Annotated in this window: 15 protein-coding genes; 7 read left to right on the forward strand and 8 right to left on the reverse strand. The window is 46.9% G+C overall.

Annotated elements, in window-relative coordinates:
• Window positions 1-23 precede the first annotated feature (23 nt).
• Window positions 24-164, reverse strand: coding sequence for a hypothetical protein (locus H6F73_RS06305; RefSeq protein ID WP_190757932.1), 141 nt, complete (start codon window positions 162-164; stop codon window positions 24-26).
• 298 nt (window positions 165-462) lie between these two features.
• Between H6F73_RS06305 and H6F73_RS06310 the strand changes: the two genes are divergently transcribed.
• Entirely contained in the window at window positions 463-1,911 is a 1,449-nt protein-coding gene (locus H6F73_RS06310) for an LCP family protein (protein ID WP_347239481.1), read from the forward strand.
• Window positions 1,912-1,913: 2 nt separating this feature from the next.
• Here H6F73_RS06310 and H6F73_RS06315 read toward each other — a convergent pair whose 3' ends face one another.
• Window positions 1,914-3,206 (reverse strand): DNA cytosine methyltransferase, encoded by a 1,293-nt coding sequence (locus H6F73_RS06315; RefSeq protein ID WP_190757933.1) that lies wholly within the window; start codon window positions 3,204-3,206, stop codon window positions 1,914-1,916.
• A gap of 182 nt (window positions 3,207-3,388) precedes the next feature.
• The gene (locus tag H6F73_RS06320) at window positions 3,389-4,369 is read right to left on the reverse strand and encodes a metal ABC transporter substrate-binding protein (protein ID WP_190757934.1); all 981 of its coding nucleotides are present in this window, start codon (window positions 4,367-4,369) and stop codon (window positions 3,389-3,391) included.
• Between the two features lie 185 nt (window positions 4,370-4,554).
• Here H6F73_RS06320 and H6F73_RS06325 point away from each other — a divergent pair, with 185 nt between their 5' ends.
• The 3 genes from H6F73_RS06325 to H6F73_RS06335 all read left to right on the forward strand — a co-directional run bounded on the left by H6F73_RS06325 (window position 4,555) and on the right by H6F73_RS06335 (window position 6,855).
• Window positions 4,555-5,280: a metal ABC transporter ATP-binding protein gene (locus H6F73_RS06325; protein ID WP_242072381.1), complete on the forward strand. Its 726-nt coding sequence runs from the start codon at window positions 4,555-4,557 to the stop codon at window positions 5,278-5,280.
• Between the two features lie 65 nt (window positions 5,281-5,345).
• Window positions 5,346-6,242 (forward strand): metal ABC transporter permease, encoded by an 897-nt coding sequence (locus H6F73_RS06330; protein WP_190757936.1) that lies wholly within the window; start codon window positions 5,346-5,348, stop codon window positions 6,240-6,242.
• Window positions 6,243-6,396: 154 nt separating this feature from the next.
• Entirely contained in the window at window positions 6,397-6,855 is a 459-nt protein-coding gene (locus H6F73_RS06335) for a peroxiredoxin (RefSeq protein ID WP_190757937.1), read from the forward strand.
• A 117-nt stretch (window positions 6,856-6,972) separates the two neighbouring features.
• Here H6F73_RS06335 and H6F73_RS06340 read toward each other — a convergent pair whose 3' ends face one another.
• Window positions 6,973-7,686: an IS1 family transposase gene (locus tag H6F73_RS06340; protein ID WP_190758336.1), complete on the reverse strand. Its 714-nt coding sequence runs from the start codon at window positions 7,684-7,686 to the stop codon at window positions 6,973-6,975.
• 339 nt (window positions 7,687-8,025) lie between these two features.
• Between H6F73_RS06340 and H6F73_RS06345 the strand changes: the two genes are divergently transcribed.
• Window positions 8,026-8,475: a hypothetical protein gene (locus H6F73_RS06345; protein WP_190757938.1), complete on the forward strand. Its 450-nt coding sequence runs from the start codon at window positions 8,026-8,028 to the stop codon at window positions 8,473-8,475.
• A gap of 732 nt (window positions 8,476-9,207) precedes the next feature.
• Here H6F73_RS06345 and H6F73_RS06350 read toward each other — a convergent pair.
• Together H6F73_RS06350 and raiA are read right to left on the reverse strand one after the other, a co-directional pair.
• Window positions 9,208-9,567 (reverse strand): hypothetical protein, encoded by a 360-nt coding sequence (locus H6F73_RS06350; RefSeq protein ID WP_190757939.1) that lies wholly within the window; start codon window positions 9,565-9,567, stop codon window positions 9,208-9,210.
• A 260-nt stretch (window positions 9,568-9,827) separates the two neighbouring features.
• Window positions 9,828-10,490: a ribosome-associated translation inhibitor RaiA gene (gene raiA / locus H6F73_RS06355; RefSeq protein WP_190757940.1), complete on the reverse strand. Its 663-nt coding sequence runs from the start codon at window positions 10,488-10,490 to the stop codon at window positions 9,828-9,830.
• 594 nt (window positions 10,491-11,084) lie between these two features.
• Here raiA and lipB point away from each other — a divergent pair.
• Both lipB and H6F73_RS25935 read left to right on the forward strand, forming a co-directional pair.
• Window positions 11,085-11,795 carry a lipoyl(octanoyl) transferase LipB gene (gene lipB, locus H6F73_RS06360; RefSeq protein ID WP_190757941.1) on the forward strand — a complete coding sequence of 237 codons (711 nt, stop codon included), beginning with the start codon at window positions 11,085-11,087 and terminating at the stop codon, window positions 11,793-11,795.
• A 619-nt stretch (window positions 11,796-12,414) separates the two neighbouring features.
• Window positions 12,415-12,768 (forward strand): hypothetical protein, encoded by a 354-nt coding sequence (locus tag H6F73_RS25935; protein WP_199330440.1) that lies wholly within the window; start codon window positions 12,415-12,417, stop codon window positions 12,766-12,768.
• Between the two features lie 80 nt (window positions 12,769-12,848).
• Here H6F73_RS25935 and H6F73_RS06370 read toward each other — a convergent pair whose 3' ends face one another.
• Both H6F73_RS06370 and H6F73_RS06375 read right to left on the reverse strand, forming a co-directional pair.
• Window positions 12,849-13,400 (reverse strand): single-stranded DNA-binding protein, encoded by a 552-nt coding sequence (locus H6F73_RS06370; protein ID WP_190757942.1) that lies wholly within the window; start codon window positions 13,398-13,400, stop codon window positions 12,849-12,851.
• Window positions 13,401-13,486: 86 nt separating this feature from the next.
• Entirely contained in the window at window positions 13,487-15,994 is a 2,508-nt protein-coding gene (locus tag H6F73_RS06375) for a mannose-1-phosphate guanyltransferase (protein ID WP_190757943.1), read from the reverse strand.
• Window positions 15,995-16,482 lie beyond the last annotated feature (488 nt).

Genomic DNA, 16,482 nt, shown 5'->3' on the forward strand with positions numbered 1-16,482 from the left:
GCTCAATCTTTCTTCGCCCTATACTACAAGGTTTTTCCGCTTTCTGCGTCTGTGGGGTGAAGATCAACCGATGATTGTAGAGCTGCCGGTGATAAATCTTCCATTGGGGGGATACGGCTCAGCAGTTCTGCCCCGTAAATGTAGATTGGGTAAGGGTTCAGCAACGCGCTCCTATCCAGTTGATTCGGGTTAAATTTTCACGGCCTGTCTAAAGCTCGAAAACAGTCTGGGTGCGGATTTTATCGAGTTTAAGTCTGGCCGGTCAACGAGAAAATCTTCTAGATATCTCTGTGGGATTTCAACAGGGAGGACTGTTTTCACGTTGGCCGGCGAAACGACACTCTAAAATTTAAAATCTACAATCGATCCGGCGCTGTGTATTAAAAAACCCAGGCTATAATCAGTCGCGTTGATTTTAATTTAACCGTACGCGCAGGCTGTGGTTTTGCGAGTGAGGTCAAGGTGGTAGAAGGAGTAGATCCGTTTAAAGAGGGTGCAGACTCTCAACAATCGGAGGTTGTGGAAAAACCACAGAAGTCTGCAAGCGCCGGCAAACGAATGCCAGTGTTGAAATTCACTGGGATCGCAAGCCGGTCTATGTTGTGGAGTTTAGGATTGATTCTGACGGCAACGATGTCGGCCACGCTAGGGGCAACACTAGCACTGATGACACCTTTGTCGCTCCCGCTTGGCCCTAAAGAGCCTGCAGGGCGATCGCTTCAGGATGTGTGGCAAGAAACCTTTAATTACCGGCTGACACGACCCGTCAATATTTTAATTTTGGGCATTGATCGCGTTCCCAAGGCGCGGGAAAACTCTCCAGAAATTTTTGCCGGTCGCAGTGATACGATGCTGCTGCTGCGGGTAAATCCGAAGGAAAACACGGTGAATATGCTGTCAATTCCTAGGGATACTCAAATAGAAATTCCGGGATTTGGCACGCAGAAAATTAACGAGGCAAATGTTAAGGGAGGCGCAGCTTTAGCCGCCCGGATGGTGAGTCGCAACCTCAACGGCGTGCCGGTTGATCGCTATGTGCGCGTCAGCACCGGCGCATTTCGAGAGTTAGTGGATCTTCTCGGTGGGGTTGAGGTGTTTGTCCCTCACCCCATGTCTTATGTGGATGAAACCCAGAAACTCAATATTGACTTAGCCGAAGGTTGGCAAACTCTTGATGGGGAACAGGCAGAAAAGTTCGCCCGGTTCCGCAATGAAAATAAAGGTGATATCGGTCGGGTACAGCGGCAGCAGAGTTTACTGAAAGCATTGCGAAACCGGCTTTCTAGTTCGACGGTGTTGCCTCGGTTGCCTCAAATTATCCGGGTGATGCAAAAGTATATTGATACGAATCTCAGCCTGGAAGAAATGCTAGCGCTGATGAATTTTAGTCTTCAAATGCAACCAGATGATTTAAAAATGGTGATGTTACCCGGTCGGTTTAGCGATCCACAAGAGTATAAAGCTAGCTACTGGATTCTGGATAGTGAAGGGCGCGATCGGGTCATGCGCGATTATTTTGCGATCTCATCTAAACCAAAGGTTCCGGGAGAAGGTGAGGCAGATTTGCCTCAAGGCGATAGCTTTGCCGCCCGTCAGTTACGCAGTCCCCTGAAAATTGCGATTCAAAACGCTTCTGATTCACCTGAAATTGCAATGTTTGCGGTTAACTATCTCCAAGACCACGGCTTTGATAATGTGTATCTTGTGCAAGATTGGCCCGACCGGCTCCTCAAGACGCAGATTATTGTTCAAAAAGGTGATTTACAAGGGGCAGTACAGCTTAAAAAAGTCTTAGGGTTTGGCAATATTGAATCGGATTCTACGGGCGAGCTAGAATCTGATTTGACAATTCGGGTGGGTCAAGATTGGGTTCAATTTTATTTGAAATCTGCTTCTTCCCCTCGCCGTTAATTTTACCTTTTGCTTCGGGTTCTCGGTTCTATGACTTGTGAATTTACACCGTAACGCTTAGCTGCTTGAGACATATTGAGTTCGAGTAACTTTTCTTCTCCCATTTGCCAATTTTCCGCCGGCTTCTGTAGCGGTACATTTAAAACACGGATAATCTCTGATGCTACAGCTTTTGCTAATAAAGGTGGCACTGAGTTGCCCACTTGCCGGCAGCCGTGCCACTTTGTCACATGGAATCTAAACCAGTCGGGGTATGAGTGCAACCGCGCTGCCTCCCGTACCGTAATACATCGCGGCGTAAATGGATGAATGGGTCGAGGAGAGGTGAAAGCGCCGCGATTGCTCGCTGTGCCGGCTCTAAGTGTGTTGCAAATGCCTTGCGGATTAAGCTTATGGAAGCGACTAATCGGCTCTATTTTACCGGCAACGGTGCCGGCGAATCTTTTGATTGATTCCAGGGTGTGTTGTGTACCCAAACTAGAAGTCAGAAGTTGCGAATTAAATTGTCGCCGGTAGGAATAATCATCATCTACAGGATAAAAATTACGAAGTTGACCGCTATATTGACTCGGCTTTCCATACTCTGCGATCACCCAATCTTTGCTGAGCAATTCTGGGTAATCTTCGACTTCCGGTAAGTCTCCTATCGCATCCCACACCGTCGGGCACGAGGTTAACATAGATAATTTGCTGGAATTCTTACCGCTTAATGTTGCAGGGCAGGTAATCGCTTCAGGATATTGCGGTAAAGTTAAGCCTTTTTGACATCCCAGGAGAAACAATCTTTCCCGATTTTGGGGTACGCCATAATGAGCGGCATTAAGAACTTTGTAATTTTCTTCTACTTCATAATCCTTTAATTGAAATTCCTCTATAATCTCCTCCAATAATTTCTGATGTTTTCCGAGGGTCAAACCTCGCACGTTTTCCATGACAAAATATTTAGGTTTAAGATCTAAAACCAGCCGCAAAAAGTGAAAAACAAGGGAATTGCGAGGATCATCAAGTGCCCTTTTGCCAATTAGTGAAAATCCTTGACAGGGAGGGCCACCGAACACAACATCAATCTCGCGATTTCCTATTGCAGATAAATTTCTGATGGCGTCTGCAGTTGTATCGGCAACACTCTGACACAAAACTGACCAAAACGGGAAATTGAACTCGTGAGTCGCGCAATGAATGGGATCAAGTTCCACCGCAGCTAGTACATCAAATCCTGCTTGTTCAAATCCCAAACTCATGCCGCCCGCGCCGGCAAACAAATCAACACCGATTGGACGGGTAGTTCCGTTCATAACAAGCTTTTTAAATTATTTCAATTAGCTAAAATAAAAAATAGATGACTTTATCAAATGTCTTACATTGATTGATTCTAGCGTAATATATTTTCAAAAAAATGTCATTTTTTAAATCATTTTTTTTACTATTTGCGTGTATAAAACCCCCTAATTAATGATTTTGACAAAGTCATCTGCACTCATTTTTGAGATTGAGCTGCCGGCTCAAAGGGGGTGTATTTTCCTCCCAGAGATTCTACAATTGTGCGGGTATTCGCAACCATCATTTTGATATAAGAATCTCCTGTGCCACCGGCAGCCCCGATTGAATCAGAATAAAGCTGATTCGGTGCTAATTTTACGCCCGATTCTTCCGCGACTGTTGTAATTAGCGCCGGGTTAATCGTTGTTTCTGCAAAAATTGCCGGCACACCCGCAGCTTTGACTGCATCCACTAATTTTCTTACAGTCTGGGCGCTCGGTTGCTCCTCGGTACTAATGCCAATCAATGTGCCGATAATTTTTATTTGATACGCCCGTCCATAATATTGAAAAGCATCGTGGGTGGTAACGAGCCGGCGCTTATCGGCAGGAATGGTTGCAATTTGTTTGCCAATCCAATTATCTAACTGTTTTAATTCCCCTGTCAGTCGCGTTGCATTTTGTGTGAATTTCTCTCGATCTTCAGGTAAAAGCGAAATTAACTCATCACGAATGAGGTTCACCATCTGAATCACATTTTTAACATCACCCCAAACGTGCGGATCGGGGACTTTTTCCCCTGCTTTATCTAATTGCAAAGACTTGATAACTTCTCCCACAGGCACCTTACGCCCTTTGTTACCGGCAGCATTCATTAATTTAATTAACCCAGGCTCCAAATTGTAGCCATTGTAGAGAATCAAATCTGCTTTTTCTAAGGCAACACTATCTGCCGGCACCGGCTCGTAAACGTGAGGATCTGCACCCGGTTGCAAGATGCCGGTGAGCTGTATTTCATCCCCAGCCACTTCTTCCGTTAAATCCTCAATAATTGTGCTCGTTGCTACTACATTTGGCTTGTCACTGTTGGTTGATGCTTCACGATTTCCTCCCTGGGGACTACACCCACTAAACCAAAGTCCCAAAACAACCACAACTGCCGGCAGCAAAAGGTTTCTGATGCTTCGTGTGTAAGTCATCACTTTTGTATATCTCTCGGATTATTTCTCTTTATAGATTTTTTCATATTCCTTTCATTTTTGCAGTAGGCTGTAAAGAAAGCATTCCAACAGAGCAGGTTATGAAGACCGTCAAGTTGTCCCGCGATCTTGATATATCCCAACTCCGACATCAATTCAACGACACCCAATTAAGTTCCGATCTCATGATTACCGTTAGTCATTTAGGTGTCCAGTACCGCACGGTAGAGGCGTTGCGTGATGCAAGCTGTGTTGTGCGCGGCGGACGACTCACCGGCATTATTGGGCCAAACGGTGCCGGGAAAAGTACCCTTTTAAAAGCGATGCTGGGATTAGTTCCCGCCACCAGTGGCCAAGTTCTCTACGGTGACAAAACCCTGTCAGAACAGTTGCAGTACGTGGCTTATGTGCCGCAGCGTTCGCAAATTGACTGGACTTACCCCGCTACTGTCTGGGATGTGGTGATGATGGGACGCATCAGAAAAACCGGCTGGTTTCGGCGCTTCTCTACAGTCAGCCGGCAAGTTGCTGCAAATGCCTTAGATCGCGTTGGCATGAGTGACTACCACAACCGGCGAATTGGCGATCTTTCCGGTGGACAGCAGCAGCGCGTGTTTCTGGCGAGAGCACTCGCTCAAGAAGCAGAGGTTTTTTGTTTTGATGAGCCGTTTGTTGGCATTGATCAAAAGACTCAAGCCGTAATCTTTGATATTTTCCATGAATTAGCATCAAAGGGTAAAATTGTACTCGTTGTTAACCATGATCTAGGCGAATCAATTACTCACTTTGATGATTTGATTTTGCTTAATACTGAAGTTGTGGCAACCGGGAGCCGGCAACAGGTTCTCAGTCGAGAAAACTTGTACCGCGCTTATGGCGGTAAAGTCATGTTCTTTTCTGAAGCAGCATAAGTCTTAACTTTGCGAATGTACCCGAAATAAAACACAAACTCATGCTGTTTTTATCTTAAATTCTTATGCTTGAAGCTTTAATTGAGCCGCTACAGTATGGATTCATGCAGCGCTCACTCATTATTGCCATTTTAGTTGGCTCAATTTGCGCTGTTGTTGGCAGTTATTTAATGGTGCAGCGCCTCGCGTTACTCGGTGATGCCATCAGTCATTCTGTGTTGCCGGGACTGGCAATTGCGTTTTTTTTGGGTGTTAATATTTTCGTGGGGGCGTTCATTGCCGGCATTCTCAGTGCAATGGCAATTGCCTGGATTCGCACGCGATCACCCATTAAAGAAGATGCGGCAATGGGGATTGTTTTTTCTGCATTTTTTGCCCTCGGAATTACTTTAATTACGGTTATTCAGAAAGACAACAAAATTGATCTCAATCACTTTTTGTTTGGCAACATTCTGGGTGTTACAGCTTTAGAAGTTCGAGACACGGCCATCATAGCAGCAATTGTGATGGTGGTTGTGGTGCTGCTGTACAAAGAATTACTGTTTTATACCTTTGATCCAGCAGGCGCTCAGGCGGCGGGTTTGCCGATTAATTTACTTAATTTTGGTCTAATGGTATTGATCGCCCTAACAGTGGTGGCGAGTATGAAATCTGTAGGGGTTATTTTAGTTTTGTCACTGCTAATTACACCGGGCGCGACGGCTTATCTGTTAGTTTCGCGTCTCCATTTAGTCATGATTTTAGGTGCCGGCATTGGGGTTGTTTCTAGCATTGCCGGTATGTATCTCAGCTATTTTTATAACCTGCCTTCTGGCCCTGCAATTGTTCTCGTTACATCTGGGTTGTTTGTGTTAGCTTTGCTGTTCAGTCCCAGTCAAGGTATTTTCACTCAGCGCCGATCAGGTTCGAGACAGATGCCGGTGTGGCAGGAGTTGAAGGCTTTAATGCGTTCCCGTTCGTAAAGACTCAGTCGGTATCCTAATACTTTACTTAACTTATATAGCCCCACCGGCACTTGGGAATTTGTCAGCGCTTTGTTCCTGGCAAGCGTCTAACGAATCGCGGTAGCATAACAAAAGTTAATATCTTACTCAGATTGAGTAGTAGCGAGGCGCGATGACAGTCAAAGTTGGAGACACTGCACCCGATTTCACCTTACCTTCTCAAACCGGCACCCCCGTCAGCCTCCACGATTTCCGAGGCAAAAAGGCTGTTGTGCTGTATTTTTATCCCAAAGACGACACCCCAGGCTGTACGACTCAATCCTGCGCTTTCCGCGATAAGTACCAAGCGTTTAAGGATGCCGGTGCTGAGGTGATTGGCGTCAGCGGCGACTCCCTGGCGTCTCACCAGCAATTTGCCACCAAGCACAATCTGCCTTTCACCCTGTTAAGCGACAGTGGCAACCTATTGCGGAAGCTTTACGGCGTCCCGTCAACCTTGGGAATCCTTCCGGGTAGAGTGACTTATGTCATTGATCGCGATGGTGTTGTTCAGCATATCTTTAACTCCCAGATGAACTTTAAAGCTCACATTGAGGAGTCGCTGAAAACATTGCGACAAATCCACGTTTAGAAACCATTAACACGCAAGTAGAAGCGAGAAGTGAAAAATTTATTTCTTTCTTTTCGCTTCTGTTTTGAGAATTCATTGACGATTTCGTCGTCATGGCGTTGCTGAAAAGGTAATGTTTTAGGCGAACAGAGGTACTACCCGATAGTTCAAATAGTGGAGCAACAAGCGAAGTGAACACTTGAGCATCTCCAAGGATTTGGAATAGCATAAGGTTTTGCGATGTAGTCGTGCTATGTAGTGTCGTAACCTGGTGTTTTCCCCCTCCACACGAGTCATATAGGTCTTACTGACCAGATGAGCACCCGCTTCGATAAACATTGGATAAACCGTACAACCATCTGTGACGTAAAAGAAACACTGCCAACACCTGACGGTGTGCCATAAAGACTTGAAGGTTTGGGCGCTGCGATCGCGCAGCGTCGCCTTCGGCGAATCACCGATGGTCCAGGCCACAATCCCTGGCCTAAAGTGATTGACAGCCGTCCAAATCCAAACTTTGTTGCCTTTGTTGCCAATAAAGGTTTGCACTTCATCCAACTCTGTCACTTCTGGAATTTCTTCGGCCTCTGGCGCATCGGGCAATCGATGGCCAGCTGCTCGAATCCAGTTCATCAAGGTTGTATGATCAATCTCACTGACCCGTTCGATGCCCCGCAGTCCCATGCCGTTGAGATACATCTTGATACATAATTGCTTCACCTGTGGCGAGTAAGCCCACTGACGGTAGGATTCGAGGAACTGACGAGTGCAGTGCTTACACTTGTAGCATTGTCTGCCTCGACGATCACCGTTTTTAGCCGTTTGACTTGAGTGACATTGAGGACATTTCATTGTTGAGTCGATGAACATTTCATCCCTCTATTCTTCCACTTCAGCATTACTCTTTCAGCAACGCCGATGGAAGTTATCCTAAAATGCTTCTCGGGAGTGCCTTGACCCGCCCAATCTAGCAAAGCGGTTCCCAGTTGCGGTCGCTTGAGCTGTGTTGACAACGTTTTCGGTCTAAACTCCAGTAAGCATGACAAACACGAGAACCGTCGCGTTCAATCTATCAAATTAGTGAATTCGTTCAAAAACTTATGACAGAAGAACCTCTATCTGGGGGACGATTTGATCAATGAGCCAAATCAAGTACAAATAGAATGCTAAATCTCATAAAGATTGTATTCAATGAAACTGAATAATTTTACGAAACGGCTTTCCATTGTAGGACGCTGGATAGCAACAACTCTGTTTTGTCTGTCAGCGATCACCTTCGTTTGGCAAGGTGCGTTTTTCTCAAACACCGCCGCAATGGCTTCTCCTGCTGCAAGCTTGATCGCATCGACAGACGCGGGCGATCAGGTTCAAGAAAAAGCAAGTGTTGATGCTGGCCGAGCCAAAAATTTCATCGAGGATACGAAAGATAAGGTTAAGGAAACTGCAAATAAAAATGCCGCTCGCGTTGATCAAGCAACGGATAACGATGGTAGTTTCGTTGAGCGCAAAGCCAAGAGAGATAGGGATCGAATTGAGCAAAGAGCAGAGGAAGATGCGGCTCGAACTAAAGAAGCAGTAGACAATACAAAGAATGCTGTTGAGCGCACTGTTGATAGCATCAAGGAGGTTTTTAAGAATTAAAAAATAGATATATAGATTGAAAAGTCAATGTACATTGCTTTATTCATGGCATCTAATTAAACCTGAATGAGCGATGTACATTGATTGACTTTTGTAATTCTTCCGGACTTGATTGTGGGAAATGTGGATTGAGGCGCTCTCTACCTCATTTCTTCTCTCCAAAACCTTTGGCCTTGGTGGAAATCGTGACAGCAGTAGTAGGAGCCATTAAGTCATCGGGTCGAATTTGGAAATAGAGTAGGGTTTGCAGCAGAATCTTTTCGATTTTAAAGCGATCACGTTCATCAACGTTTACGGGATAATCTCAGGAATTTTGCTACCGCAGGCGAGCGCATAGTTTAATTTTGTAGATCTGACTTAAATTACAGATCTACGATGTTGCTGATTCAGGGTATGAACCGATAGCTTAAAGCTGTGAAAACTCGTTTGGTATTTGGAAGAATCATACCTCTGAGTAGCGCCAACGACGGTAGGATTCGAGGAACTGACGACCGCACTGCTTGCACTTGTAGCATTGTCTTCCTCGACGGTGCCCGTTTTTAGCTGTTTGAGTTGAGTGGCATTGAGGACACTGCATCCCTCTATTGTACCGACTCTAGCATTACACCTTCAGCAACGCCTCGTAGTCATAAGTGATCTAACCTCCTGTCTGGAGTAAACCACTGCTTGTCTGTGCAAACTTAGACCTCTGGTGCGTTTTTACTGGTGAGACTTAAAGACAACAACTGCAAATCAAGATTGCTTGTCCAAGTCTCCACGAGTTTTATCTATATACGCTTTTCCTACCTTTAAATACTCCTTAACGGCATCCGCGTGTAATTGTGCAGCTTTAGAGTGTTCCTCTGCTGATTTCACGTACAGTTCTGTGGAGTTTGATTTGTTTTCTGGGATTGCCTGAGCGAATTCTTGGGCTAATCGAGCGTGTTCCTGTATTGTCTTACCGTATTCTTCGATTAACTTCCCCTCTTCTTCTGCGCCCTGGCTCAGATCCTTGAGAACGTTCCCGCAGTTTTCGACTGACTTGCCATGTTTTTCTGACAAGCTGGCGTGTTTGTGTGCCGCCTTTGCGTTTTCATCTGAAATTTCATGCATGAGTCATCTTCCTCTTAGCCTGAGAATCGATCTGTTAGACATTCAAATCGTTTGATTTTAATACTTGTCTGCCTTAGCGATCGTCTGGCTTAAGATTGATGTGCGCTTATGTGTTAATCGCGACTTGCAGGGGTTAATGTTGAGCCGGCTTTATTATTAAATTGTTTCAAATTGTCCGTTATATTTGTAAGCCTTCAAGGGGTTCGGTAATGCCCGATCTGCGCTGATTGAGCAGGCATTACCGGCTACTTACTTAGCGCTTATACCTGCCCAGATTTTGACTTCTCCGGACTTGCACTATTACTGTGAGCGGTCTTTCCGTTTTTACCATTTGTATGGCCATTGCCGTTACGCGGTTGAATCACCCCATAACCGCCGTGGTGTTTTCGTTCGTATATGACGTTAATCTCCCCGCTTTCGGCGTTGCGGAACATATAGAAGTCATGATCGATGACCTGTAGCTGTTCTAAGGCTTCAGCAATCGTCATTGCCGGCATGGCGAAATACTTTGTCCGTACCACTTCGCTGGGAAGTTCGGCAGTGCGATCACCAATTAGATCGGCCACCACTTGCTCTTGTTCCGGAACCTCTACACTAGCGGTTGGTTGAACGTTTGTTTTTTGCTCGTGGCGTTTTTCTTTATATTTACGCAACTGCCGAGCGATTTTATCCGCGACTAAATCGATGCTGGCATACAAGGTTTCGCTGCTTTCTTCGGCGCGGATCACCGTTCCGTTAGCGTAGATTGTCACTTCAGCTGCTTGATTCGGGGTGATCCGAGGATTTCGAGCTACTGACAGATGCACATCCACTTCCATTGTCAAGTTCTGAAAGTGACTCACCGCTTTCTCAATCTTTTGATTGACGTACTCACGAATCGCGTCGGTGATTTCAATATTTTTGCCGTGGATAACAAGCTTCATATTCTATCTTTCCGCTGAATTCCCCATCTGTGGTAAAGGTGTAAGGCAGAAGGTGGAATTAATTGTTTTTCCTTCATCCTTCATCCTTTCAGGGTGGGGGGAAAGCGGGGCGGATATTACCGCTTCCCTTGATCCAATGGTTTCGCCCGTTTTCAGGGACTTTTTGTCAAAACCGGAGCTGAGAATGTTGGTAATTCTCTGCTATCAAGGCGTTGGGGTTGAATCCCATTTTTACTGTGTCTGTCTTCGCTTGCGCCACCCTGAGAAAGAGGATTGGCTTTTTGTCCGGCAAGAGTGAAGTCGCCGGCGATGCGTCGCTCTTTTGTGTCCTCAGGCGTTCGACCTTGAAGGGTTATGAATCAACCAGGGCAGATTCTTCTACTTGCAACCAGCTCTCCTCAGCGCATTAAGAAGGGGTTGTTCCAACCAAGTCATCTCCTCGATAAATTAACCTACATACACCCTATCACTTTGTATTCTGGAGAACAGAGACTTTTGGTTTCTCTTCAAAATCTGTTGCATTCCTTGAAAAATCGTGATGTCATTCTATTGACTCTTGCCTGAATTTACGTCAAATTCCTCTTGATTTTTTGCATGGATTCGACTATTTTCTCAATTTCCACCGAACACCCTGAGCCGCACCCCTCTCGTTGTTGGTTATATAACGAGGCACAAGTTCCTTACTCGGTTGCCTGGAGGTGGCAGCAGTCACTGGTGGCAGCACGCCGCGACAACCCTGAATTAGAAGATGTTTTGATTTTGCTGGAGCATCCGCCGGTGTACACGCTGGGACAAGGCGCGAGTTTGGACTTTCTCAAATTTGACCCCACCGGCACCGAGTTTGAAGTACACCGGGTTGAGCGGGGGGGTGAAGTGACTTACCATTGTCCCGGACAGTTGGTTGGCTATCCGATTCTCAATTTGCGCCGGCACCGGCAGGACTTGCACTGGTATTTGCGTCAGCTAGAAGAAGTTTTAATCCAAGTCTTAGAAACTTACGGACTTAAAGGCGAACGGGTTGCCGGTTTTACAGGCGTTTGGGTGGAAGGACGCAAAGTTGCAGCTATTGGCATTAAAGTTAGCCGGTGGATTACTATGCACGGGTTTGCCTTAAATGTCTGTCCTAGCTTAAAAGGCTTTGAGCGCATTGTCCCTTGCGGAATTTCCGATAAGCCGGTGGGCAGTTTGGCACAATTTATTCCCGGCATTGAGTTAGACTCAGTGCGTCAAGACGTGGCTGCCGGTTTTGCTAGAGTGTTTAACTTGCAATTGATTGAGCAACAGGCTCGTGATCAATTGTTTTGATGGCAGCAAAGATCAAACGCTTGAGTGTAAATTTTTTTTAACAGCAGTGGTGCCGGTAAAAAATTTAACAAAGAATTTTAACAGTTCTTTATTGTTCCAAATTTCTTAAGGATGGGGCTGCCGGTAAATTTTCTAAAAATTTACACGCCGCAAATCGCTGAAATCCAGTCCGATTCTTGACTTACCCGTTTACAGTCAATCTCAAATTGAAAATTGAAAATTAATCTGCGGTAAAATGGCCTCTAAACATTGTTCAAAATTGCCCGAACACTGAGTGCCAGTAGTTTCTGATACAGAATGCCCTTAAACCGGCTTGCTGATTATCAGTGTGGGGAGGGTGCATCTACTGGCTGGAACTTTATTGAATAAGACAGCAAACCTAAGATTGTTAAGAGCGCTCTTGGCTCAATACCATTCTTTTGTTTTGTTTGATGTTAATTCTTGTTAAAAACTTGTTTTTTTGTGGTCGAAGCTGGGACGAAAGCATCCGGATTTTGACGACATTGCAGACAAGCAAGAAGCAACTGTTTCCAGCCTAAAAATCCATGTTGAAGCCGGCTGTGATTCAGCAAAGTTGCTTTAGCAGTGCTGCGGCGAGTTGTGAGAGCCTTCCCCAATTATGAGTACATCAATTGACCGCGTTGACTCAGCCTTAGCTGAGCTAGTTCGTTTCAGTTTGCGAGCGTTGGCGTCTAAACCGGCCAGACGTTTGCGGCACTTCTTGGGAAAAGAATCGCAAGGCGGGACAGAGGAGCGAACCCGCACACTGAGCAGTGCCGGTGCCGGAATTGCCAGCTACGCCGCGCCCCTATCACCCCTAAGAGAACGAGACACAACCGCCTTGGCAGACTTGTTTGAGCGAGAGGATCTCGATGAAATTGAAGCAGATGTTAGCATTCATCTGCACTGGTTATGGCCTGAGCCTTGTTGGGAAGAGGAACCGTTGGACTTTTTTTTAGAAGAGTCTTTTTAAAGAGGCTAGGAGAGAGGGAGAGAAATACATTTCATCCCTCATCCATAGCGTTCTTGTGGGCGTAGCTTTGGCCGATTCCCCTAAAACGGAATTTCATCAAGGCTAGAATCTGAATCGCTCTCAGCACTGGGCGGCGTCGAGGCGGGACGTGTTGCCGGCGGTGGAGTTTGGGGATTGGCAGCAGGAGATTGCTGCCATGAGGGCTTTGATTCCCCGCCGGTTGGGGCGTCGCTCCAGCGAGGTGCGGGAGTTGCTGGAGTCCGTGAACCCAAGGGCACCACGTTGCTAGGGGCAGATGCGGGAGCGGCAGGAGCGGTGAAGTCGGCATTCGCCCCTAGGCTGTGTATCCGTTGAGCGGTTAACTCAGCGCGTTTTTCCTTAAACCCTTCAGGCCGGTCAATGGTATTCATATTCAACCGGCCTTCAATCACAACCCGATCGCCCTGGTGATAGCGTTCTTGGATTTCTTGGGCCAGATTTCCCCATCCCACCACCTTCAAGGTTGCCGGTGGATCTTCTGCACGGCTGCCGGGAAACTGCACCAGCATCTCAGCAATGGGGATTTGGTTGTCAGGAGTGTAGCGCAATTGCGGATCTTGAATAATTTCCGCCATCAAAATGCAGCTGTTCATAAACGAGCGTGTTCCTCTTGCAGTGGCTAGCGATTAACTTTTCTGATACATCAATCCTTACCTCAAGTTTAGTATGGGCTTGCCGGTCACGACTCTTGCTCGATAAACACCTGAATGCGGTTGCGGTAATTCCGCAAGGTTTCATCCACCCATTCTGGACTGTTGCTGTTGGCAAAAATGTGTACCAATGGTTCACCGGCATCGGGCAAAATTAACACCCAATTATCCCGAATCCGATCAAAAACCTTCACCCCATCGACTAACTCCAAACTATCCGTTGAGTGGATTTCCACCAGATGGCGCATCAAAGCCCCTTTAATCGTCCAAGGGCAGCGCATGGTATAGGAGCGATGGACAACGCGGGGCAATTCCGAGCGAATTTGGGCCAGGGAACGCTCTTGCAACCTCAGCATCTCAATTAACTTGGCAATGCAGAACATCGCATCAAACCCTGGATGCAGTTGCGGGAAAATAAAACCCATCTCGCCACTGCCGCCCAAAACCACATTCGGATTCATCTGACACGCCTCCATTAAGGCGGTGGGATTGGCTTTCGTGCGAATCACTCGACCGTCGTGCCGGCGGGCAATTTGCTCAACCGCACTTGAGGTGTGAATCGGCACCACCACCGCCGCCCTGGGATTTGCAGTCAAAATCATATTCACCATCATTGCGGTCAGCATTTCCCCACGAATGGGGCTGCCAGATTCATCGACGAGAATGAGCTGTTCCCCATTGGCAGATACCTGGACGCCAAAATTAGCCCTGAGCGCTTCCACCACATGACCCAGTTGAATGAGCAGGCTCTCCCGGTCGTCTGTAGAGGGTGCGCTTTGGTTAAGACTGGCATTGAGTACCACTGCATCACAGCCAAATTTGGCCAGCAACTGCGGCAGTACGGCTCCAGAAACCGCATAAACATAGTCAATGACCACTTTGGCGCGACTGTGGTGAATTGCTTCTGTATTAAGATTCTTTTCAAAGGCCGTGCTGTAAAGATCGATCACTTGACTGGGGTAAGCCATGTGGCCGATTTCATGAATCTGTGCCCGCCGGAAGTCTTCTTTGAAATAAGCCCCCTCTATTTTTTTCTCGCGGGCTTTGGTGATATTAATGCCGTTCTCATCAAAGAATTCTATCAACAGGGAATCAGCCCGGTCGGGGTGTACGCGCACATGAATGCCACCGGCAACGGATAAGGTGGGCACAACTGTGCGGGTTACAGGAATCGCTGTGGCTTCTAGGTTTTGGATATTGGTTCCTACAGACATTAAACCGGCAATCAGCGACCGGGAAACCATGCGCGAGATACTGCGCTGATCGCGGGATACGGCGACATTGGCACCAGGTTTTAAGGTAGAACCGTAGGCGGCTCCTAATTTGACGGCAAATTCTGGGGTGATGTCGATATTGGCGAGTCCAGAGACGCCCCGCTGGCCAAAAAGATTGCGCTGGGCGGCGTGACCCCAGATTAAGTTGATGTTTAAAGTTGCCCCAGATTCGATATTTTTGCTGGGCCAAACTCGCACGTTGGGGCTGACTTGCGCTTCTTCTCCGACGCTTGAGAGCGCCCCAACGACGGCACCTTCTAAGACATGAGCACGCCGGTCTACTCGTACTCCTCTGGCGGTTACACAGGCTCGCAGATGGGCTTCATCGCCGACAATGACGCCATTCCAGATGATGGGGCGCTTGATGTCGGCATCAGCACCGATGGTGACGTTGTCGCCAATGACGGTGCCGGCATCGATCTGCACACGAGGGCCAATCCGGCAGTTGTTGCCAACCAGCGCCGGCGTTTCAATGTGAGCGGTGGAATCGATATAAGTGTTTTGGCCGATCCACAGTCCTACAGAACGCTCTTCGTAGGCAAAATCGAGTTTGACTTTGTTATGCAGGCCATCGTACTGGGCGGAGCGGTAAGCGTCTAGGTTCCCAACATCACACCAGTAACCTTCTGCAACGTAGCCATACATCGGCTCATTTTGTTCTAAAAGCAAGGGAAACAAATCTTTGGAAAAGTCGCTTTCTTGATTAGCTGGCAGATATTCTAAAACTTCGGGTTCTAAAATATAGATGCCGGTATTGACGGTATCGGAAAAAATTTCGCTCGTGGAAGGTTTTTCTAAAAACCGACGAATCCGGCCTTCTTTATCAGTAATCACCACGCCGAATTCAATCGGATTGGGAACGTGGGTCAGAACAATCGTGGCTTTTGACCTCTTTTGTTTGTGATACTGAATCGCGGCGGCTAAATTAAAGTCGGTGATGCTGTCACCGCTAATAACTAAAAAGGTTTGGTCGAGCAGTTCTGCAATATTCTTAACGCAGCCGGCAGTTCCTAATGGTTGATCTTCCTCTACGGCGTAGGTCATCTGCACGCCAAAGTCGCTGCCATCTTGGAAGTAGTCACGCATGACATCTGGCAAATAGTGCAGTGTCGCAATAATTTCTGTAATATTGTGCCTTCTGAGAAGATTGATGATATGTTCAGCAATCGGTCGATTCAGGATAGGCACCATCGGTTTGGGCAGATCGCAAGTCAGCGGTCTCAGCCGCGTTCCTGAGCCTCCAGCCATTAGCACTGCTCGCATAATTCCTCCTTAGCTGTTTAGCACGCTTCATTAAATCGTGGCGAATTCTGCGCGTTCGGATGGTCGATCTCTAGTCTCCATCTGAGGTAGAACTCTAGGCTCCTACTCAGATCCGCTCTTGCCTCAGAATAGGTTGGCTTTTACAGCCGCTCCTCAATATAGATTATCGGTTGAATCTACAGCCGTTGTGGGGACGAGATTTTGCCAATGTGTAACAGGATGAATCAGATCATGCTTAATCTTTAATATTTATTAAACACCAGTCGGGGTTTACTGTGGCACAGTTGCGCGTTGAAAGCACTAGAGTTGCTGGGCATTGAACAACGCCGAACCTTTGTAAAAGGATAGGGCGGTGTAAAGTTTTCCGGTTTGGGAATAAGACCAAGGCAGACGGGTGGGTAAACTGGATAAACTAGAACTGAAGCTAAGCTTCTTTGAAGGGTCGCTAGAATTCGCTTGTTAGCGTACCTGAACGGAAACAGAAGGCC

Origin of the sequence: Microcoleus sp. FACHB-68 (assembly GCF_014695715.1) — a bacterium.
Taxonomy (GTDB): domain Bacteria; phylum Cyanobacteriota; class Cyanobacteriia; order Cyanobacteriales; family Oscillatoriaceae; genus FACHB-68.